Raw genomic sequence first — 19,470 nt, 5'->3', positions numbered from 1 at the left:
GCCGCGGCAAGATCACGCGAATGGCGGCCCCTCAGACAGGTGATCCACTCCGTTCCCGCGGCAATGCTCGGTTCCGAGGCGCTGGCCGGTCGGCCCCCGCGTCCGCCGTCGAAGTGGGGCACCGCCGGGCGGTGACCGTGAGCGCGGGTGACATCGGGAGCGGGTGACATCGGGAGCGGGTGACAGCGAGCGCGGGTGCCATCGAGACCGGTGGCCGCGACGATCGCGATGATCCGCTCCCGCCACGGGACTGCCGTGGCGGAGATTTGCGCCTGCTGCTGTGCCTGAGCCGAGTATCCGTGGTGGTCATGCGTGGGGCTGTCGCGCGGCGGGGCGTGGGCGCTCGCTGCCGCCATCACCGCCATTGAGGTGCACGCCTCGCTACTCGCGGTCCATCACCCCGCTCCCGGCAACCTTGTTCAGTACCGCCACCAACCGATCAACCCCCTCAATTCGTACTCGCCAGGGCGAAGGGCAGCACCGCTGGTGCCCCGGCTTGACGCAGGAGCCGGGCAGCCAGGGTCATGGTCCAGCCCGTGTCCACGAGATCGTCCACAAGCAACACCGGACCGTCCACGCCGGACAGCGTTGCGGCGAGATCACCCGGTACCGCAAGCGATTGCCACAGGTCGGCCACCCGCTGGGGCGCTGTTCGCGCGACGGGGCCGCCCGCCACGGCTCTCCATCGCCCCGAGGAGGTGCAGCCGCCCGACCCGGGCCAGCCTGGTGGCGAGGTCGTGCACCAGCCGCGGCCGTGTCGCCGACGGCAGTGCCACCACGGCCGTCGGCCGCTGCTGCCAGTCCCATGCCGCCAGGACCTGCACGCACGCCTGGAAGACCGCCTCGGGTACCGCACCGTCGGCGGCGCGCTCGCCGACCAGCTCGCGCAGCCGTCCGCCCCACCCGACGTCGGTCAGCCGCCCGAGGGTGCGGCCCGGCTCGGCGAGCTCGCCCTTCCCGATCCGCCCGGACAGCGGCACGTCGAGCGAGGCCATGCCGGTCGGCCACTGCCGGCGCGGACTCACCTCGACCCCTGGCCGCCGGAGTCGCTCGTCGGTCTTCTCGACCGCTTCCGCCGACACCGTGACGTCCTGGTGGACACCGGTGCAGTTGTCACATCGGCCGCACGGCTCCGCGTAGGGGTCGTCAAGCTGACGGCGCAGGAACTCCATGCGGCACGAGGTGGTCGACTGGTACTCCAGCATCGCCCGCTGTTCGGCCTGCCGTGCTTGGGCGACACGCTCGTACCGCTCGCGATCGTAGTTCCAGTCCTGCCCGGTCGCCTCCCAGCCGCCCTTGACGCGGCGCACCGCACCGTCCACATCCAGCACCTTCAGCACCATCTCCAGCCGCGACCGGGACAGCTCGACCATCGGCTCGAGCGCCGCTGTCGACAGTGGACGGTCGGCGTAGGCGAGGGCGTTGAGCACCTGCGTGACGCGCTGCTCGTCGGGGAAGGCCAGCGATCCGAAGTACCGCCAGATCTCGGCGTCCTCCGCGCCGGGTAGGAGGATCACCTCCGCCCTGCGCACACCGCGGCCGGCACGTCCGACCTGCTGGTAGTAGGCGATCGGCGAGGACGGCGCACCGACGTGCACGACGAACCCCAGGTCGGGCTTGTCGAACCCCATGCCCAGGGCCGAGGTCGCCACCAGCGCCTTGACCCGGTTGGCGAGCAGATCGTCTTCGGCCGCCTCCCGCTCGGCCGGCTCCGTCTTGCCCGTGTACGCCGTGACCGGGAACCCGCGCTCCCGCAGCATCTCCGCGATGTCGTGCGCCGCGGCGACGGTCAACGTGTAGATGATGCCGGACCCGGGCAGCTCGCCGAGACGGTCCGCGAGCCAGGCGAGCCGGGCCTGCGGCGTGGGCAGTTCGGCCACCGACAGGTGCAGGCTCTCCCGGTCCAGCGGCCCGCGCAGGACCAGCGTGTCGCCGCCCCGGCCGAGTCCGAGCTGCTCGGCGACGTCGGTGACCACCCGGTCGTTGGCCGTCGCCGTGGTCGCCAGCACCGGGACACCTTCGGGCAACCCGGTGAGCAGTGTCCGCAGGCGCCGGTAGTCCGGCCGGAAGTCGTGGCCCCAGTCGGAGATGCAGTGGGCCTCGTCGACCACCAGCAGCCCGGCCGTGGCGGTCAGCTTGGGCAGCACGCTGTCGCGGAAGTCCGGGTTGTTCAGCCGCTCCGGGCTGACCAGCAGCACGTCGATCTCACCGGCCGTGATGCGTGCCTGCACGTCGTCCCACTCCTGCGGGTTCGCCGAGTTCATCGTCGCCGCGTGGATGCCGGCGCGCCCGGCCGCCGCGATCTGGTTGCGCATCAGCGCCAGCAGCGGCGAGATGATGACCGTCGGGCCGGCTCCGCGCTCGCGCAGCAGTGCGGTGGCGAGGAAGTACACGGCTGACTTGCCCCACCCGGTGCGCTGCACGACGAGAGCGCGCCTGTGGTGGGCGACCAGCGCCTCGATCGCGGTCCACTGGTCGTCGCGCAGGGTCGCGCCGCTGCCGGCCAGTGCCTGGAGCAGCGTTTCGGCTCGTTCGCGCAGGAGGTGAAGGTCCACGGGTCCACGTCTACCCGATGGCGCCGACGAAACCGAGCCGAGCGCCGCACGAGTGGACCAGTCGTCGAGTAATGTGGTGCAGGACACATCGACTGGTTGCATCAGGAGGGCTCGACGCCGAGGTCTCCTCCGCGTCGGGTTCACTTGCGGGTTCGCCGGCGCCTCCGGAGGTTCCCCTCGAACCCCCGGCGGAGCGAAGCGCGCGGGTGCTGTTACCGGGGAGCGGGGCAGTACCCGCGCACTCGCGCTTCTACGATCCAGTCATGTCACCACGCCGAATCGGGGTCATGGGCGGCACTTTCGACCCCGTCCACCACGGCCACCTCGTCGCGGCCAGTGAGGTGCAGTCCCGGTTCGACCTCGACGAAGTGATCTTCGTGCCGACGGGCCAGCCGTGGCAGAAGTCCAGCAGGGAAGTCACCCGTGCCGAGGACCGCTACCTCATGACGGTCATCGCCACCGCCTCCAACCCGGTCTTCTCGGTGAGCAGGGTGGACATCGACCGCGGCGGCGAGACCTACACCGTCGACACCCTGCGCGACCTGAAAGCCGAGTACCCCGAGGACGAGCTCTTCTTCATCACCGGCGCGGACGCCCTGGAACAGATCCTGACCTGGCACAACGCCGACGAGCTGTTCACCCTGGCCCACTTCATCGGCGTCACCCGCCCCGGCTACCGGCTCAACGACCACCACCTCCCCAGCGGGAAGGTGAGCCTCGTGGAGGTGACCGCGATGGCCATCTCGTCGACGACCTGCCGGGAGCGGGTCGAGCGCGACGAACCCATCTGGTACCTGGTGCCCGACGGCGTGGTCCGGTACATCGACAAGCGCGGGCTGTACCGCAAGCCCGCCTGAGACACCGGGCCGTCGGTGGCGGCAGGTACCCTCGGTGAACCGACTGGTCACAGGATGAGGGAGCACAGGAGTGGCAGCGACGTCCCAGGCACGAGACATCGCGACCGTGGCGGCCTACGCCGCCGCGGACAAGAAGGCCACCGACGTGGTGGTGCTGGACGTCTCCGAACAGCTGGTCATCACCGACGTGTTCGTCATCGCCTCGGCGCCCAACGAACGCCAGGTGGGCGCCATCGTCGACAACGTCGAGGAGAAGCTGCGCGAGGCGGGGTACAAGCCGGTCCGCCGGGAGGGCGCCCGCGAGGGCCGCTGGGTGCTGCTCGACTTCGTGGACGTCGTGGTGCACGTCCAGCACGACGAGGAGCGCTCCTTCTACGGCATCGAGCGGCTCTGGAAGGACTGCCCGCGGATCGAGATCGACGGGCTGGCCGAGGCCGTCGAGGCGGGGGACGCCAAGTGAGTTTGCGTCGCCTCGTGCTGTGGCGCCACGGGGAGACCGACTACAACGCGGCGGGCCGCATGCAGGGCCACCTGGACTCGGCGCTGACCGAGGTGGGCTGGAACCAGGCCCGGTTCGCCGCGCCCGCGCTGGCGCGGTTCGAGCCCGACCTCGTCATCTCGTCGGACCTGCACCGCGCGATGGACACCGCGACCGTGCTCACCGAGGCCATCGGGGTGCCGTTGCGGATCGACAAGCGACTGCGGGAGACCCACCTGGGTGACTGGCAGGGGCTGACCGGCGACGAGGTCGACCAGGGGTGGCCCGGGGACCGCGCGCTCTGGCGCCTCGACGCGACCTGGGCCCCGCCCGGTGGGGAGTCCCGGGTGGACGTGGCGGAGCGCGCGGCGGAGGTGGTCGGCGATCTGCTGGCTGACGCGGACGCGGGTGAGACAGTGCTGCTGGCCGCGCACGGCGGGCTGATCACGGCCCTGACCGGCAAGCTGCTGGAACTGCCGGTCGAGGCGTGGTCCCAGCTGGGTGGCATCGGCAACTGCCACTGGGTCGAGCTGGGCCTGCGTGACGGGCGCTGGCGGCTGTACGCCTACAACGCCGGAATGCTCGGCTGAGATGCCGAGACTGCTGGTCTTCGGGGACTCGCTGAGTTTCCAGGGCCCGGAGAGTCCGTGCGCCGCCGACGAGCCGCGGTTGTGGCCGAACATCGCTGCCGCGGCGCTCGGCGGCACGGCGGACCTCGTCGCGTCCGCGGGCTGGACCGCGCGCGACGCGTGGTGGGCGATGATCGGCGACCCGCGGGTGTGGGCCGACCTGAAGCAGGCCGACGTCGTGGTGCTGGCCGTCGGGAGCATGGACACGCTGCCGTCGCCGCTGCCGACCTATCTGCGCGGCGGGCTGCGGTACCTGCGGCCGGCCGGTCTCCGTCGCGCGGTCCGGAGCGCGTATCTGGCGGCCCAGCCGCGGCTGGCGGTCGCGTTGCGCGGACGGCCGCGGGTACTACCGGCGAAGCTGACCGTGCACTACCTCGATCGGGCGGTGTACGCGTTGCGGATCCTGCGACCGGAACTGCCGATCGTCGCCGTTCTGCCGAGCGTGCACCGGGCGTCGTCCTACGGCAACGTGCACACCGGGCGCGCGGAGACCGCTGCCGCCATCGCGTCCTGGTCACGGCGGGTGGACGTGCCGGTGCTGAACCTCGCCGAAGTGGTGGGGGAGCACGTCCTGAGCGGTCGCGGGAACCCGGACGGCATGCACTGGGGTTGGGAGGGTCACGCGCTGGTGGGCAAGGCGATGGCCGCGCTGGTCGCACCGCTGCTGGCTCCCGTCGAACCGCCGGCCGGCACGTAGGCTGACGGTCGTGCCGGTCGCCGTCATCACGGATTCCACCGCCCATCTGCCCGAGGGCTTCGCCGACCGCTACGCGCTGCGCGTCGTTCCGCTGCACGTGCTGATCGACGGTGTCGCGGCCCTGGACGGCGTGGAGGTGGGGCCGGCGGCGCTCGCGGAGGCGCTCAGCCAGCGCCGGATCGTCACGACGTCCCGGCCGACACCGAGCGCGTTCGCCGCGGTGTTCCGGGAAGCGCTGGAGGCGGGCGCGGACTCGGTTGTGTCGATCCACCTGTCGAGCGAAATCTCGGGAACCTGGGAATCGGCTGTCCTGGCAGCGCAGGAGGTGGGGCCGGACCTGGTCCGCGTGGTTGATTCCCGCGGGACGGCGATGGGCCTGGGGTTCGCGGCGCTGCACGCGGCGCGTGCGGCGTCGGCCGGGGCGTCGGCAGCGGAGGTCGAAGCGGCGGCGACGGCGGCGGTGCACTGCTCGGAGACGCTCTTCGTGGTCGAGACGCTGGAGTACCTGCGTCGCGGGGGGCGCATCGGCGCCGCGGCAGCCCTGCTGGGTACCGCGCTGGCCATGAAACCGGTGCTGCACCTGGACGACGGGCGGATCAAGCCGCTGGAGAAGGTGCGGACGATGAACCGCGCCATGGCGCGCCTGGTGGAACTGGCCGAACAGGCGGCCAGCGGGGAGCCGGTGGAGGTGGCTGTGCACCACCTCGCGTCCCCGCAGCGCGCGGTGGAACTGGCCAACCGCCTGGAGGAACGGCTGAACGTCGTCGACGGCTGCGTGGTGTCCGAACTCGGCGCGGTCGTCGGTGCGCACACCGGCCCTGGTGTCCTCGGTGTCGTGGTGCAACGGAACCCGCTCGGCCGCTGAATTCCCTGGCAGTACGGGTTTCGCGCAGCCGCACCCAAACCGTCCACCCTGCCACAGCGCACCGACAGAATCCGGTGCCGTCGCGGCAGAACGCGGCACTTGTCCACAGACCCCCACTTGTCCACAGCCCCCGCGATTCCCGCTTCTCCCGCCTCCCCGCTCCCCCTAGCGTCGAATGCGTGTTCGAACGATCAGGCCCGGAATCGCCGGGCGTTCCCGTCAACCGCCGGCTCAAGCAGCTCGCCGGTCAGGCCGCCGCGGCCGACCATGACACCGGGCCGCCAGGCGCGGTCGGGCGGCTGGTCGAACGCTGGGCGCCGGCCGCGCTGACCGGAAGCCCGCATCGCCGTCGCGTCACCACGATCCTCCTGGCCGTGGTCGGTGTCCTCGTCCTCGTCGGCACCTCGATCGTGTTCCTCGGCGGTAGCCCGCCTGTCGAACGCGCGCCGGTGTTGCCCGCGGCGCCGGACCGGCCCGCACCCGTCTCGGCGTCTGCCAGCCGGGTGGCCGACAGCTCGTTGGTGATCAGTGTGGTCGGCAAGGTGCGCACTCCCGGTCTGGTCACCGTGCCCGGCGGTGCACGCGTCGCGGACGCCGTCCGGGCCGCCGGGGGTGCGATCGACGGTGCCGACGTCTCGGCGCTGAACCTCGCCCGCAAACTCGCCGACGGCGAGCAGATCTACGTCGGAGTCCCGCCGCCGCCCGGTGCGCAGCAGCCGGCCGCGGCGGGAGGCCCGCCGGCTCTCGTCGACCTGAACACGGCGACCGCGGAGCAACTCGACGCACTGCCCGGCGTCGGCGAGGTCACCGCGCAGCGCATCATCGATTGGCGCACCAAGCACGGGGCGTTCCGGTCCGTGGACCAGTTGCGTGAAGTCGAAGGCATCGGCGAGACACGGCTGTCCCGCTTGCGGGACCAGGTGACGGTCTCGTGATCGACGAATCCGCGGTCCGGCACGACTTCCGGCTGGTACCGGCGGCGGTGGCGCTGTGGCTCGGAGCGTTGCTCGGGCTGTTGTGGACGTGGTGGGCAGCCCTCGGGTGCGGTGCCGCGGCCGTGCTGGTCTCCGGGGTGCTCCTGGCCAAGCTGCGCCCGGCCGCCTCCTCCTGGTGGTCGGGCGGCGCGGCGTTGCTCGTAGCCGGTCTCCTGCTGGTGGGGCCGCTGAGCCTGCGCCTGAACCGGGCGGAGCACGATCCGTTGCGCGGCCTCGCGGAGCACGGGACCCAGGTGACCCTGCGGGTGCTGATCAGAGAACGTCCCGCACCGATCCGCTCGGCCGGGTACGCCGACCAGCAGGCGGGACCACGATCAGCGGTCGTCGCGGCCGAAGTTCTGTCCGCGGAACGCGGTGCTGAACCGGTGGTGTCGTCGGGCCGGGTGGCGCTTCTCGCGCCGTTCGACTCCTGGCGTCAGGTCCTCCCCGGCCAGGAGATCACCGCCCGTGGGGAACTCGCCCCGCCGCTCGGCACAGACCTGACGGTCGCCGCGGTCTACGTCCGCGGACCGCCGTCCGGCCCGACGGAGGCACCGTGGTGGCAGCGGGGGGCGGAGGCGATGCGGGAAGCTCTCCGGCGAGCCTGCCACGTGCTGCCGGAGGAGCAGGCGGGGTTGGTGCCGGGTCTGGTCGTCGGCGACACGAGCGGGTTGTCCGAACGACTCGACCGGGAGTTCACCGACGCCGGGCTCACCCACCTGATGGCGGTCAGCGGGTCGAATGTCGCGATCGTCTGTGGCGCTGTCCTGCTGCTGTTGCGGCTGCTGCGGGCCGGGCCACGGCTCTCGGCCGGATTGGCCGGAGTGGCTCTTGCGGGGTTCGTCGTCCTGGCGGGTGGGGAGCCGAGCGTCCTGCGAGCCGCGGTGATGGGCGCGATCGCACTCCTGGCGCTGGCGCTGGGGCGGGAGCGATCGGTCGTGCCGGGGCTGGCCGCGGCCACGGGGGTGCTCGTGGCCTGGGATCCGGCGATGGCCGTGGTCTACGGGTTCCAGCCCGCTCGAAGCGGTTTTGACCTGCATTCCGACCCTTCGCGGTCCTTGCCACGGGAGGCTCCGTTCCGTCTATGTTCCGCCAGCAACCAGGCGCGGCCGGAACATCCTCCGGTCGACTGCCTCGCGAGCCCGATCATGGGAGTCGGGCAGCATGTGGGCGTACTGCTTGAGCGTGAAGCTCGGGTCGTGGTGCCCGAGGTACTCGGCCAGCTCCTTGATGTTCACGCCGTCCGCGAGCGTCACCGAAGCGTAGTAGTGCCGCAGCTGGTGCGGGCCCTCCTTGCCGGTCGTGTTGTAGCGAAGCTGCCCGCGCTGCTTGGGCACCGGCGGCCCGATGATGCCGGCGGCGTGCGCTGCTGGCTTCCACACCTCCTCAGAGAAGTTGCGGTCCTTCACGAACCCGCCGTCATGCCACCGGAAGAGGATGTTGTGCGCCCGCAGCGGGCCGTCCGGCTTCTCCCAGGGCAGCGAGCAGGGCCGCGGCCGGTACTTCTCGACGTGCAGGCGGATGTTCTCTGCCGTCCAGTTGGCCAGCGGCACATCGCGCTCCTGGTCGTTCTTGGGCAGCGCGAACACGTGGTGCTTGCCGATGCGCTTGAGCTGCCGGCGGACGTGGATCACCTGGTCCTCGAAGTCGATGTCTTCGAGGGCGAGCCCGAACAGCTCGCCGGCGCGCAGCCCGCACGTCGCCGCGATGATCGGGAACAGCCGGTACTCGTCGGGGTGGGCATCGATCAGGGCGAACACGCGCTCGTCGCTCCACGCCTCAACCTTCTCGAACGTCGGCTTGACCCGCTGGATCACCTTTGACTTCGCTACGTTCTTCTTGACCAGGTTGTCCGCCTCGGCCAGGTCGAGCACGCCCTGCAGGATCCCGAGGGCCTTCGCCCTGGTGGCCCACTCGTGGGTCTCGCTGAGCTTGGCCAGGAACGTGTTGATCTCCGAGGGTTGGATCGCCTTGAGCTGCCGCTTACCGAAGGTCGGCAGGACGTGCAGGCGCAGCACCTGCTCGGTGCGGATCCGAGTCGCGGGATCCACGGCGAGAGCCTCGAACCATGCCTGCGCGAGGTCGCCGAACAGCTTCCGGCCGGCCTTCGGATCGTGGTACTCGCCACGGTCACGTGCGGACTCCATGTCCCGCCAGTACTTGTCCGCCGGTGTCTTCGTGGCGAACGCCTTCGTGCGCTCGTTCCCGTCCGGGTCCAGCCAGCACGCCAACCACCGCTTGCCCTTGCCCCAGCGCGCGTTCGGCACCCGCTTGACCTTGCCGTCGGGCTGCTCCTCCGGGCGCGTCCACAGATCTTTTGTGTAACCCACGTCTATACCTGTGCCTGCTTTACTTTGTCCACGTGAAGGAATAGCTGATAAGCGTACGATTCGACGGCCGAGAGGAACTGTCGGAATAATTCTCGAAATGCGTCTGACGCATCGGGGAAGGCTGGATCATTGTCGGAAATCTTGGCGATCTCAAGCTTAATTTCCAGAAAGTTCTTTGACGTGGCGATCAGCCGCTTCTGGAGCGCGTCCAGATTCGGAATGTCCAGCCGAGGGACGTTCATTGACGACGCATGACTTGCAATCTTCGAAGCGATGTTCTTGTCGATGTTGCGGCGTCGACGGTATGCGCTGGCTGGGAGTCGTAGCACTGCACGACGGCGGAGTTCCGCCGCGCCGAGGTCGATGTGCGTTCCGACGCGACCGCTGTAGTGCACCTCGATCCAGAATGGATCCTTTATTAGGCCGTCGGCCACCTCGGTAAGCGTCTTTTTCAGAACATTCTTCATTGGAATTGTGATCGAGTTTCCGCTGCGAAGATTCCCTACGGGAATGTTGAGGCCAGTTGCCCGGTCTACGTAAATCTCGCCCGGCAGTTCAGGAATCTTTTCACCAGGCTGCAATTTCGCCGATAGGCTTTCAAGTTCCAGAACCTTCCGGTGCCACTCCAGGCGCCTTTCGTGAGCAGATTGCTCTTGGTCGATCGCCGACCTCCAGGAGGCTCGAGCGTGGGCCAGTTCAGCCTCGATCATTGCTCGCCTCAGCTCGGGCGACTTCGTTTCTTGCAGCATTTCGTCGAGACGCACCCCGAGTGCCTGCGCGATGACAGTGGCTTCCCCGAGCCGGACCCGGCGGCCCTTCAGGGGGTCCTCCTCGTTCTTCTCGATGCGCAGGATTGCCAGATCGTCAAGCTGTAGCCCGTGCTCCTGCAGCTGCTTCGCGAGGGCGGCCTGCGAGAGGTCACGTTCTGCTCGAAGTTCCCGGAGGCGCTGCGCGAAGATCCGCTCTACCCGCTCCACTGGCGTTGGCTCGCGTTGGTCCTTCACGACACGAAGGTACCTGCTTGACTTGAAGGGGGCAACGCCTATGGTGAATCCCAACGCTGTAACTTCACTTTCAACAGCGTCCTGATGGAGATGAAGGATGACCCAACAGCATGGGGCTCGCGGGCAGCAGGCCGAGTACCTCGTCACCGCCGAGCTGGCGGAGCGGTACCGGACCGCTGAGTCGACCGTGCGCTATTGGCGCATGATCGGCTACGGGCCCAAGGGTGTGAAGGTGGGCCGCAAGGTCCTCTACCCACTCGCCGAGGTCGAGCGTTTCGACCAGGAGCTTGCCGCCCAGAACGGCGCCGCATGAACGACACGATCACCATCAACACGTCGACGAACGACCCGATCCACAGCTTGCCGGCACAGGTCGGGCCGTCCGTCGCTGCGAACACCCGGAAGGAAATCCAGATGCCCGAACGCACGTTAACACCTGCCGTGACCTGCTCACACCCCGCGTGGTGTGACGACGCCAGCCGTCACGCGCCTACTGATCAAGGCGTGTGGCACTCCCGCCAGCTGGGGATCATTCCGGTGCTGGCGAACGACCTGATCGACGAGGACCCGCGCCCGGACGCGCCGTTGGTGCTCGAGGTGTCCGCGACGGACCCGGAGCCGACGACCCACGCGGTGTTGGCCATCGAGGGCTGGGCCGAGGTCGTCGAACTCGACCTCGACGGCATCCGCAAGGCCCGCGACCTGTTCGCCGAGGCCGCCCGGTTGATGGGCGACGACGACGGTTTCGCCGCCGCCGCGGCTGAGGCATGCGCGCTTGTTGGCGGTGCCCGGTGAACCTGACCGCTTTGATCCTCGCGATCACCGCGCTCGCGCTGGCGATGTTCGCGCTCGGCGGGTTCGCTGGCGCGCTGCTGGAGCGCGCTGTGGACCGTCGCCGTGCGCGTGCTCGCGCCGAGTACTGGTTGAAGGTCGCCGAGGGCGCCGAGGCTGGCCGGCGATCCGGGGGTGAGGTGCGATGACGGAGCCGTTCGACTTCTTCGCCGCCGCCGACGAGCCGCCGTTCGAGCCGACCGGCGCACTCGGCCGGGTCGGGCACTTCGCCGAGCAGGCCCACCAGGGGCGCCTTGATGCGCTGGAGGCGCTGCGCCGCGCCGAGGCCGAGGTGAGCGAGTACCTGCGCCGCCAGGCCATCGCTCGCGACGGCGAGGTGCGCGCCGCCACCGAGGGCAAGGTGCACGCTGATGCGCCGGCCACGTCCGCCCGCACCGCGCGCAACATCGCGCCCCGGACCGGCACCCAGCGGGCCCGCGTGCTCACCGACATCGTCGAGCACGCCGGGGCGACCGACTTCGAGATCTGCGAGCGGGTCGGCCTGCTCGACAACTCCGTGCGCCCTCGCCGCGCCGAACTCGTCGAGGGCGGGTACGTGCGGGACTCCGGCCGGATCCGAGAGCACCGCGGCTCGCAGTGGGTGATCTGGGAGCCCACGCCCGCCGGGATCGACTGGTACCGCGACCACTCCGCCGACGCCGCCTGACTACTGGGAGACCGACCATGAGCGTCACCTTCGCCCCCACCAACCGCTTCTACGCCCGCGTAATGTGGGAAGACCCGGAATCCGCTCCCGGAATGCCGTCGATCGACGCGGCCGACCACCTCGAACAGCTCGAGCGGATCGCCGAGTTCCTGCCGGTCGTCGCCTTCACCGGCGGTGGCAAGCCGCTGTTCCTGTCCGGAACGAATGGGCTGGTCACCATCGAGAAGCTGGCCGCTGAGATGGACGACCCCGTCGCCACCGAAGGCCCGCACCAGGTCCTGGTCTACGACCGCTTCGACAGCCACCTGGGGCCGATGACCGAGGCGCGCAAGCAGTTCCTGCACAGCCACGCCCAGTTCGCCCTCTGATCGTCGGCCAGCGCCTGCCCTTCGCCGTGCGGCGGGCGCTGGCCCTGAGGCTCCGCAGCCGCGGAGGCGAAGGAAACACCGCATGAGCTGGCAGGCCGTGGAGTGGGCGCTGAACCAGGCACCGATGCTGCAGACGCCCGCCGGGAAGCACGACACCACCGCCCGGCTTGTCCTGGTCGCCCTCGCTGAGGCCGCGCGAGGGACGCCGCCGCAGGCGTTCCTCGCGCTGGCCACCATCCGCTACAAGACCGGCCTGGACCGGAGGGTGATCCAGCGCGTCCTCGACCGGCTCGCCGCAGCCCGGGTGATCACCGCCGTCGGCACGCGCGGCGACGTGACCATCTACCGGCTCAACACCGCGCTGCGGCGGCCGGACAGCGATCGGGAGGCCATCGATCGCGAGGTCGAGGAGTCCCGCGCGAAGGCAGCCGAGCGGCAACGCAAGTCCAGGGCGTCACGCACTCAAAATCCGCACGAGGACACCATGTCACGCACTCAAAATCCCGAGTCACGCACTTTAAGTGCCAACGTCACGCACTCAGAACCGCCGAGAACCGGTAAGGGAACCGGTAATGAACCGGTACCTCTGGAGAGGGCAGGCGCCGAGGCGCCTGCGCCGGACAGCCCCGGGGTCGAACTCGCCGTCGTGAAGCCCCTGCCCGCCACCAAGCGCGGCGGCAAGGACCCGGCCAAGGACAAGGCCGCCAACGACCTCGCCACGCGCTACTACGAGGCCATGCGCAAGCAGGTCAAGTTCATGGCCGTCCGCGAGGTGGTCCGGCACGCGCTCAACACCTTCACCGAGCAGCAGGTGTTCGACGCGCTCCGGCACATGGCCACCCACCAGCGCAACAAGCCGCTCACCCGCCAGACCCTGCTCAACGCCATCGAGCAGCTCGAAGGCCATGCATCGGCCGGCGACCGGCCGTCCACAACAGATCAGCGCGTCGCCGCCGCTCAGGCGCTCAAGGCCCGGCTCGCCAGCAACGGCGCGAACGTGCTGCAGCTCCCGACAGGAGACCTCAGATGACCCCGGACGAGACCATCGACCTGCTCACCCTCATCGCCGCCTACGACCAGCGCACCGTCGGCGAGGCCGACGTGGTCGCCTGGCGCACGGTCGCCGTCGAGGAGGGCTGGACCTTCCCGCTCGCCCGCCGCGCCGTGATCGAGTACCACAAGCGCGGTGGCGACCGGCCCCGGATCAAGCCCGCGCACATCACCGACACCCTCGAACAGCTCCGGCGCGAGATCTCGTCCAAGCTGTTCAGCGTCGACCTCGTCCCGCCACGCGAACTGGGCGACGACCCGCGCGCGGAGATTGAATGGCGCCGCACCCACATTCGCGAAGCTACGGACCGCGCCCTCGAGGCGTGGGCCGGCGGCAAGCGACTACCCGAACTGGAAGGAGCAGCATGAACCCCGAGCTGCGTAAGGCTGCGCGCGATCTCGTGGCGACCTGGCCGCCACCCAGGCCCGGCTCCGACACGATGGTGACGGACTGCGGCCCGCCAGGGGTACGGATAGTCTCCGTCCCCTTCTCGTCGTCGTAGAGGCTCTGCTGCGGCCCTCGCTCCCGAACCGAGCGGCACAGGGCTCTCGTTGGGCGACGAGGACACCTCAGTAGTACAACTTGACGGGCCAGTCAATGTCGACGACCTGGAAGTCAATGATGACGCCTGAACAACGCGCCCTCCGCGCCCGCCTCGCCGCACACAGTCGATGGGCCAAGACCGATGATCGGACAGCTGCAACGGAACCTGGCCGACGTGGTCTGCAGACCAAGTTCGAACGCGAAGTCGACCCCGACGGCACCCTGGATCCGCGCGAACGAGCCATCCGGGCTGAGCACGCACGGAAGGCCCACTTCCTGCGCATGGCTATGCGGTCGGCTCAAGTCCGCGCCCGCAAGAAAGAAGGAAACCACGTGAACCGCCGAAAAGCCTGAAGCGCTTGCTCGCTCGCACGGGGCGGCCCCCGGCTAAACTCGTGACACTTGCGGAGGTGCTGCCATGACGAGATCCCGCCGGTACCCATCCTGCCCACCCGGGCGGGGACGAGTTCCGGGAGCAAGTCATGCACTACGAGATCCAGGTGGCGGCCACCTTCCGCGACGGTGATCGCCTCACGAAGCTCGTCATCCTGCGGGAGCCCTGGTGGACCGCGGCCATCTGCCAGCTAGCCGACCGCCTCTGCTCTGTCACGAGACACCGTCTCGGATGCAGCCGTATCGTCGGGCCTGCGGTGAGGCTCGCTGAACGCCACGGCGATCGGTTCGAATTGGTTCTTGCCGCCGGGACCGCGGAGGAGTTCCTTCGTTGGGATCGCCGCGAGATCTGGTGGGAGAGCGACGACTAATGGACCGGCGGTACGGCACCACCAGCAGCCAGGGCTACGGCTCCGCGCACCAGCGCCTGCGCAGGGCGTGGGCCGAGCGGGTGGCTGCTGGTGGTGTCGACTGCGCACGGTGCGGCCACACCATCCAACCGGGCCAACCGTGGGACCTCGGACACGTGGACGGCAGCGGCAAGGCTGAGTACCAGGGGCCCGAGCACAGGTCCTGCAACAGGGCAGCAGGGGTGCAGGCCAGGCAGGCAGCAGACCCGCGACCACGCCCACGCCGACGACGAGCAAGGCCAGTGCAGTGATCACGCAACGCAAGACCTTGACCTGAGCAAACGCTGCGCCACAGTGGACGGTGCCTCTGACCTGCGCTTTTTAGGTGGTCGGGGCGCGCCGGTGATCCATGCCCTTGTCTTCCTCTCTCCCCGGGAGTGCGTGGGGCGTGCCGGGCGCGGCGTGTGAGCAGCGGATGGGCGGGTTCTGTCGGTGGCGTGCGGTATTCTTGTAACCGGTATTTCTATACCGGTCGGAGGTGGCGGGTGGCGAGTGAGTCGGCGGGGCTTCGGTCCGCGGATCGGCTGCTTCTGCCCGCGATCACGGCGTCTCTGGGGAAACTGGAGCTGTCCGAGGAGGATCAGGCGCTTTCGCGGCTGGCCGAGACCTACGCCCGGCAGATCGACCAGGCGGCCGGCGCCGCGGCGCACGCTGACCGCGTGCTGCGCGCCGTCGACCAGGCCGAGGACCCGGACCTGTACGAGCAGGTCGCCGCGCTGAAGGCGAAGCTGGCCGAGCGGACGGCGGTGTCCGACCTGGGGCCGAAGCTGCTGGCCGCGCTCGACGCGTTGGGCGCCTCGCCGAAGGCGCGTGCTGCTGCCGCGAAGGGTGGTGGGGTACGTGGCCAGCGCGGCGGCAAGCTCGCGGCGATCCGGGAAAGCCGCGCCGTGTAAGAAGCTCCTCGGCCGCACCGAGCCGCGGCTATGGACGCCGCCGCTGCGCCCGCTGACCCGCAAGACGACCCGCGGGTACGAGGTCATCGACTTCGCCCGCGAGGTGCTCGGTGAGCCGCTGCTGCCGTGGCAGGAGTTCGCGGTGATCCACGGCCTGGAGCTGCTGCCGGAGGGCACCTTCCGCTTCCGGACGGTGCTGGCGATCGTGGCGCGGCAGAACGGCAAGACCCACCTGTCGAAGGTGCTGGCGCTCTGGCGCCTGTTCATTGACGGCGCGCGCCTGGTGCTCGGCGCCGCGCAGGACCTCGGCATCGCGCGCGAGGTGCTGGACAAGGCGAACGAGTCGGTCGACGAGGTGCCCGAGCTGGCCGACGAGAAGCTGAGCTACCTCACCGCGAACGGCAAGGAGTCGCTGAACCTCGACGGCGGCCGCCGCTACCTGATCAAGGCGTCGAACCGGTCGGCCGGCCGCGGGCTGTCGGTGGATCACCTCACGCTGGACGAGGTGCGCGAGCAGCGTGACTGGGCGGCCTGGTCGTCGCTGTCGAAGACCATCATGGCCCGGGCGAACGGGCAGATCTGGGCGCTGAGCAACGCCGGTGACGATCAGTCGGTGGTCCTCAACCACCTGCGGGCCGCAGCCGGCGTCGGCGACGGCGGCGACGGGGTGGCCGTCATGGGCGATGCGCGCGACGAGTCGATCGCCCTGTTCGAGTGGTCGGCCCCGGAGGGGTGCGAGCTGGACGACGAGCAGGCGTGGGCGCAGGCGAACCCGGCGCTGGGCCGCACGCTCTCCCACACCGCGATCCGGTCGGCACTGGCGACCGACCCGCCCGAGGTGTTCCGCACCGAGGTGCTGTCCCAGAAGGTCGACCAGCTCGACGGCGCGGTAGACCTCGCCGCCTGGAAAGCGTGCCGGGACGCGAGCATGACCCTCGACGCCGTGCAGGACCGGATCGTGCTGTGCCTGGACGTGGCCCCGGATGGCAAACACGTCGCGCTGCTCGCCGCGGGCGAGGTCGCCGGGGTGGTGCGCGTCGAGGTCGTCGAGGCGTGGGACTCCACCGAGGCCGCGCGCGCCGAGCTGCCCGCGCTGCGCGAGGAGTACCAGCCCAAGGCCGGCGCCTGGTTCCCGTCCGGCCCTGCGGCCGCGCTGGCGCCGCTGCTGCGGTCCTGGCCGGAGTGGGTCGAGATCAAGGGCGCCGCGGTGGCCGAGGCCTGCCAGGGCCTAGCCGACCTCGTCCGCGCCCGCCGGGTGATCCACCCCGGCGACCCGCTGCTGGACGCCCACATCGCCGGGGCGTCGAAGTACTACCAGGGCGACGGGTGGCGCTTCGTCCGTCGTGGTGCCGGCCACGTGGACGCCGCCTACGCCGCCGCGGGCGCGGTGCACACCGTCCTGACCCTGCCCGAGGAGCAACCCGCGCCGTGGTTCGGCGTGGTGTGAACGGAGATGAGATGACCGACACGAGGACCACGACCAGCGCCCGGGGCGTGCTGCTGTCCGTCGCGCAGGCCACCGGCGGGATCGCGGCCGGGGCTGGGTTGTTCATGGTGGCCGGGCTCGCCTGGGGACTGCTCGTCATCGGCGTGCTGGTTTTCGCCGTCGCGGTGCTGGCCGAGATCGTCAGGGGTGCCTGATGGGACTCGGACGCCTGTTCACCCGCGCCACCGGGCCGCTGCAGCACTCCCGCACGATCGTGTCGGATGGCTGGCGCATCGGCCCGTCCGCCCTCATCACCGGCGACACCGGGTGGGGTGGCGGCGGGTACGTGCGGGCGCTGGGCATCCCCGGCGTGGATCGGGCCGTGATGCTGATCGCCGACGTGCTGGGTGGGCTCCCGTGGGACGCCTACACCGACCGCGGCCGCAACTACGCGGAGAAGATCACCCCGCGGCCGATCCTGCTCGAGCAGCCCAACCCAGAGGAAGCGCGCATCGCGACCATGTCGGCGTGGGCGGCTGACCTCGTGCTCAACGGCAACGCCGTCGGCGTGATCGCCGACCGGAACGCCGCCGGCCTGCCGACCGCGGTCGTCCCGGTCCCGGCGCGCAACGTCGGCGTGCGGCGGGCGGTCGGCACCACGTACTCCGCCGTGCCGACCGGGGCGATCGAGTACAGCATCGGCGGTTCGTCTTTCGCCGCCGACGAGGTGATCCACGTGAAAGGCCCATGTGAGCCGGGCGCACTGCGCGGCGTCGGTGTGCTGGAGAAGCACCTCAATGGCAGCGGGTCGCTCGACCTCGCTGAGGAGCTGGCGCGGCAGGCGCGCAACCTGGGTAACACCGGCATCCCCACCGGCGTGCTGAAAGCGATCTCGCCCGATGTGACGCGCGATCAGCTGTCCGATGCCAAGGCCGCGTGGCTGGTTGCGCAGCGAGACCGCACGGTGGCCGCGCTGGGACCGGGAACCGAGTTCGAGGCGCTGGCCTGGAACCCCGAGGAGTTGCAGTTGATCGAGGCGCGCAAGCTGTCGCTGCTCGAGGTCGCCAACATCTTCGGCCTGCCGCCACGGTTCCTCGGCGCCCCGTCGGGCGGGTCGATGGACTACACCAACGCCGAGGCCGAGAGCATCGACCTGTTGAAGTTCTCCCTTGGCGGGCACGTGGGCCGCTTCGAGCAGACTCTGTCGCTGCACTTCCCCCGCGGCACCTGGGTCCAGGCGAACCTCGACGCCGTGCTGCGCGCCGACACCCTCACCCGCTACCAGGCGCACGAGATCGCCGTGCGCAACGGCTGGCTGCTCAAGTCCGAGGTGCGCGAGATCGAGGACCTGCCGCCCGTGCCCGGCATCGACGACGATCCCGAACCGGAGCAGCAGCCCGCGCCCGCGGTGCCGCTGCCCAACCAGAACCCGGAACCGCAGGGAGCGACCGCATGACCAGCAAGCCACGCAAACCGGCCGGCAAGCCCAGGACCGTGCACGCGGAGTGCATCGTGGACGGGTGCACAGAACGTGAACTGGAGGATCTTGGCGTGTGCCAGGTCCACCACGAGGCAGGGTGGCGGTACGTGAAGGAGCCCGACCATGACTGAGACCTTCACCCGCCAGTGGCTGCCAGAACTCGAGGTCCGCTCGGCGGGCGATGGCCGGACCGTGGAGGGCATCGCCGTGCCCTACGGAAAGCCTCAGGTCATCGACAGCCGACTGACCGAGCAGTTCGCCCGCGGTGCCTTCAGCGCGCAGATCCGCGCCGCGCACCGAGTCCCGTTCTTCCGTGACCACTTCGGCCGCAACGGCGAGATGGGCGGCACGCTGATCGGCCGCGCGATCGAGCTGCGCGACGACGCGGCCGGCCTGTTCACCCGGTTCCGGGTTTCCCGGACCGAGAAGGGCGACGAAACCCTAGAGCTGATCAAGGACGGCGCACTGTCGGAGCTGTCGATCGGGTTCCGGGAGGGCCAAAACCGGAAGCTCCCCGGCGGCGTGGTCGAGCGGCGCTCGGCCACCCTGACCGAGGTCGCGATCGTCATGGCCGGCGCCTACGGCGAAGCAGCCACCGTTACCGCCGTCCGCAGCACGGCCACCGTCGACCGGCGAACACAGCTGGACCAGATCGTGGCGACGCTGCCGGTGCTGTCCGCCGACGCCGAGGCGCTGACCCGCGCGAGCGCGCACGGCGGCTCGAACCTCAAGTACGGGCCCGGCTCGCCCCTCTGGGAGTACTGGACAGGACCGGAAGGGCTTGCCCGCTACGCCACGTCCCCCCACCCCTGGACCGCGCTGCGCGACGCGCTGATCTCCGAGGGTGTGCCGACGAGCATGGCCGACGGGCTGGCCACCAACATCATGCAGGCGACCCCGGCCGGGCGGGCGCTGTTCGCCAAGCACCACGGCGGACACGCGGCCTAACCGGCTAACCGCTGTCATCGGTTACACTGGACACGAGCAGTAACGCAGGACGCCGACACCCTCGCCGCTCA

22 protein-coding genes and 2 pseudogenes are annotated in these 19,470 nt (G+C 70.0%); 21 read left to right on the top strand and 3 right to left on the bottom strand.

Annotated features, from left to right (window positions below; genetic code table 11):
* Positions 1-448 precede the first annotated feature (448 nt).
* Positions 449-2,555 (bottom strand): annotated as a pseudogene (locus FHX46_RS21200) (RecQ family ATP-dependent DNA helicase).
* Positions 2,556-2,818: 263 nt separating this feature from the next.
* Between FHX46_RS21200 and nadD the strand changes: the two are divergent.
* The 7 genes and pseudogenes from nadD to FHX46_RS28610 all read left to right on the top strand — a co-directional run.
* Entirely contained in the window at positions 2,819-3,412 is a 594-nt protein-coding gene (gene nadD, locus FHX46_RS21195; protein ID WP_167098152.1) for a nicotinate-nucleotide adenylyltransferase, read from the top strand.
* Positions 3,413-3,482: 70 nt separating this feature from the next.
* The gene (rsfS, locus tag FHX46_RS21190) at positions 3,483-3,872 is read left to right on the top strand and encodes a ribosome silencing factor (protein WP_167117867.1); all 390 of its coding nucleotides are present in this window, start codon (positions 3,483-3,485) and stop codon (positions 3,870-3,872) included.
* Positions 3,869-4,480, top strand: coding sequence for a histidine phosphatase family protein (locus FHX46_RS21185; protein WP_167117864.1), 612 nt, complete (start codon positions 3,869-3,871; stop codon positions 4,478-4,480). The genes rsfS and FHX46_RS21185 overlap by 4 nt, the downstream gene beginning before the upstream one ends.
* Before the next feature lies 1 nt (position 4,481).
* Positions 4,482-5,216 carry a diglucosylglycerate octanoyltransferase gene (gene octT, locus FHX46_RS21180; protein ID WP_167117861.1) on the top strand — a complete coding sequence of 245 codons (735 nt, stop codon included), beginning with the start codon at positions 4,482-4,484 and terminating at the stop codon, positions 5,214-5,216.
* Positions 5,217-5,226: 10 nt separating this feature from the next.
* Positions 5,227-6,081, top strand: coding sequence for a DegV family protein (locus FHX46_RS21175; protein WP_167117858.1), 855 nt, complete (start codon positions 5,227-5,229; stop codon positions 6,079-6,081).
* Positions 6,082-6,260: 179 nt separating this feature from the next.
* Positions 6,261-7,016, top strand: coding sequence for a ComEA family DNA-binding protein (locus FHX46_RS21170; protein ID WP_167117855.1), 756 nt, complete (start codon positions 6,261-6,263; stop codon positions 7,014-7,016).
* Positions 7,017-7,636: 620 nt separating this feature from the next.
* Positions 7,637-8,056, top strand: a pseudogene (locus tag FHX46_RS28610) (ComEC/Rec2 family competence protein); the annotation flags it as partial.
* A gap of 81 nt (positions 8,057-8,137) precedes the next feature.
* On the opposite strand, the gene FHX46_RS21160 reads toward FHX46_RS28610, so the two are convergent.
* The gene (locus FHX46_RS21160; RefSeq protein ID WP_167117853.1) at positions 8,138-9,385 is read right to left on the bottom strand and encodes a tyrosine-type recombinase/integrase; all 1,248 of its coding nucleotides are present in this window, start codon (positions 9,383-9,385) and stop codon (positions 8,138-8,140) included.
* A gap of 2 nt (positions 9,386-9,387) precedes the next feature.
* A complete protein-coding gene (locus FHX46_RS21155) occupies positions 9,388-10,389 on the bottom strand; it encodes a helix-turn-helix transcriptional regulator (protein WP_167117852.1) in 1,002 nt (333 codons plus the stop codon).
* 97 nt (positions 10,390-10,486) lie between these two features.
* Here FHX46_RS21155 and FHX46_RS21150 point away from each other — a divergent pair, with 97 nt between their 5' ends.
* The 14 genes from FHX46_RS21150 to FHX46_RS21085 all read left to right on the top strand — a co-directional run bounded on the left by FHX46_RS21150 (position 10,487) and on the right by FHX46_RS21085 (position 19,399).
* Complete coding sequence (locus tag FHX46_RS21150; RefSeq protein ID WP_167117850.1) at positions 10,487-10,702, top strand: helix-turn-helix transcriptional regulator; 216 nt, start codon at positions 10,487-10,489, stop codon at positions 10,700-10,702.
* A complete protein-coding gene (locus FHX46_RS21145; RefSeq protein ID WP_167117848.1) occupies positions 10,699-11,184 on the top strand; it encodes a hypothetical protein in 486 nt (161 codons plus the stop codon). Before FHX46_RS21150 ends, FHX46_RS21145 begins: the two co-directional genes overlap by 4 nt.
* Positions 11,181-11,369 carry a hypothetical protein gene (locus FHX46_RS21140; protein WP_167117846.1) on the top strand — a complete coding sequence of 63 codons (189 nt, stop codon included), beginning with the start codon at positions 11,181-11,183 and terminating at the stop codon, positions 11,367-11,369. Before FHX46_RS21145 ends, FHX46_RS21140 begins: the two co-directional genes overlap by 4 nt.
* A complete protein-coding gene (locus FHX46_RS21135; RefSeq protein ID WP_167117845.1) occupies positions 11,366-11,887 on the top strand; it encodes a hypothetical protein in 522 nt (173 codons plus the stop codon). Before FHX46_RS21140 ends, FHX46_RS21135 begins: the two co-directional genes overlap by 4 nt.
* Before the next feature lie 17 nt (positions 11,888-11,904).
* The gene (locus FHX46_RS21130; protein ID WP_167117843.1) at positions 11,905-12,255 is read left to right on the top strand and encodes a hypothetical protein; all 351 of its coding nucleotides are present in this window, start codon (positions 11,905-11,907) and stop codon (positions 12,253-12,255) included.
* 97 nt (positions 12,256-12,352) lie between these two features.
* The gene (locus FHX46_RS21125; protein WP_167117841.1) at positions 12,353-13,285 is read left to right on the top strand and encodes a hypothetical protein; all 933 of its coding nucleotides are present in this window, start codon (positions 12,353-12,355) and stop codon (positions 13,283-13,285) included.
* A complete protein-coding gene (locus tag FHX46_RS21120; protein ID WP_167117838.1) occupies positions 13,282-13,674 on the top strand; it encodes a hypothetical protein in 393 nt (130 codons plus the stop codon). The genes FHX46_RS21125 and FHX46_RS21120 overlap by 4 nt, the downstream gene beginning before the upstream one ends.
* Positions 13,675-14,331: 657 nt before the next feature.
* Positions 14,332-14,613: a hypothetical protein gene (locus FHX46_RS21115; protein ID WP_167117836.1), complete on the top strand. Its 282-nt coding sequence runs from the start codon at positions 14,332-14,334 to the stop codon at positions 14,611-14,613.
* Positions 14,614-15,137: 524 nt separating this feature from the next.
* Positions 15,138-15,545, top strand: a complete 408-nt coding sequence (locus tag FHX46_RS21110; protein ID WP_167117833.1) for a terminase small subunit — start codon at positions 15,138-15,140, stop codon at positions 15,543-15,545.
* Positions 15,493-16,992 carry a terminase large subunit gene (locus FHX46_RS21105; RefSeq protein ID WP_167117830.1) on the top strand — a complete coding sequence of 500 codons (1,500 nt, stop codon included), beginning with the start codon at positions 15,493-15,495 and terminating at the stop codon, positions 16,990-16,992. The genes FHX46_RS21110 and FHX46_RS21105 overlap by 53 nt, the downstream gene beginning before the upstream one ends.
* Positions 16,993-17,003: 11 nt before the next feature.
* Entirely contained in the window at positions 17,004-17,186 is a 183-nt protein-coding gene (locus FHX46_RS21100; RefSeq protein ID WP_167117827.1) for a hypothetical protein, read from the top strand.
* Positions 17,186-18,427, top strand: a complete 1,242-nt coding sequence (locus FHX46_RS21095; protein ID WP_167117824.1) for a phage portal protein — start codon at positions 17,186-17,188, stop codon at positions 18,425-18,427. The genes FHX46_RS21100 and FHX46_RS21095 overlap by 1 nt, the downstream gene beginning before the upstream one ends.
* Entirely contained in the window at positions 18,424-18,582 is a 159-nt protein-coding gene (locus tag FHX46_RS21090; RefSeq protein WP_167117821.1) for a hypothetical protein, read from the top strand. The genes FHX46_RS21095 and FHX46_RS21090 overlap by 4 nt, the downstream gene beginning before the upstream one ends.
* On the top strand, positions 18,575-19,399 hold the full coding sequence (locus tag FHX46_RS21085; protein ID WP_167117818.1) for an HK97 family phage prohead protease: 825 nt from the start codon (positions 18,575-18,577) through the stop codon (positions 19,397-19,399). Before FHX46_RS21090 ends, FHX46_RS21085 begins: the two co-directional genes overlap by 8 nt.
* Positions 19,400-19,470 lie beyond the last annotated feature (71 nt).

It is taken from the genome of Amycolatopsis viridis, from assembly GCF_011758765.1.
In the GTDB taxonomy this organism is placed as follows: domain Bacteria; phylum Actinomycetota; class Actinomycetes; order Mycobacteriales; family Pseudonocardiaceae; genus Amycolatopsis_E; species Amycolatopsis_E viridis.
This window is presented reverse-complemented; position numbering and strand designations above follow the sequence as displayed.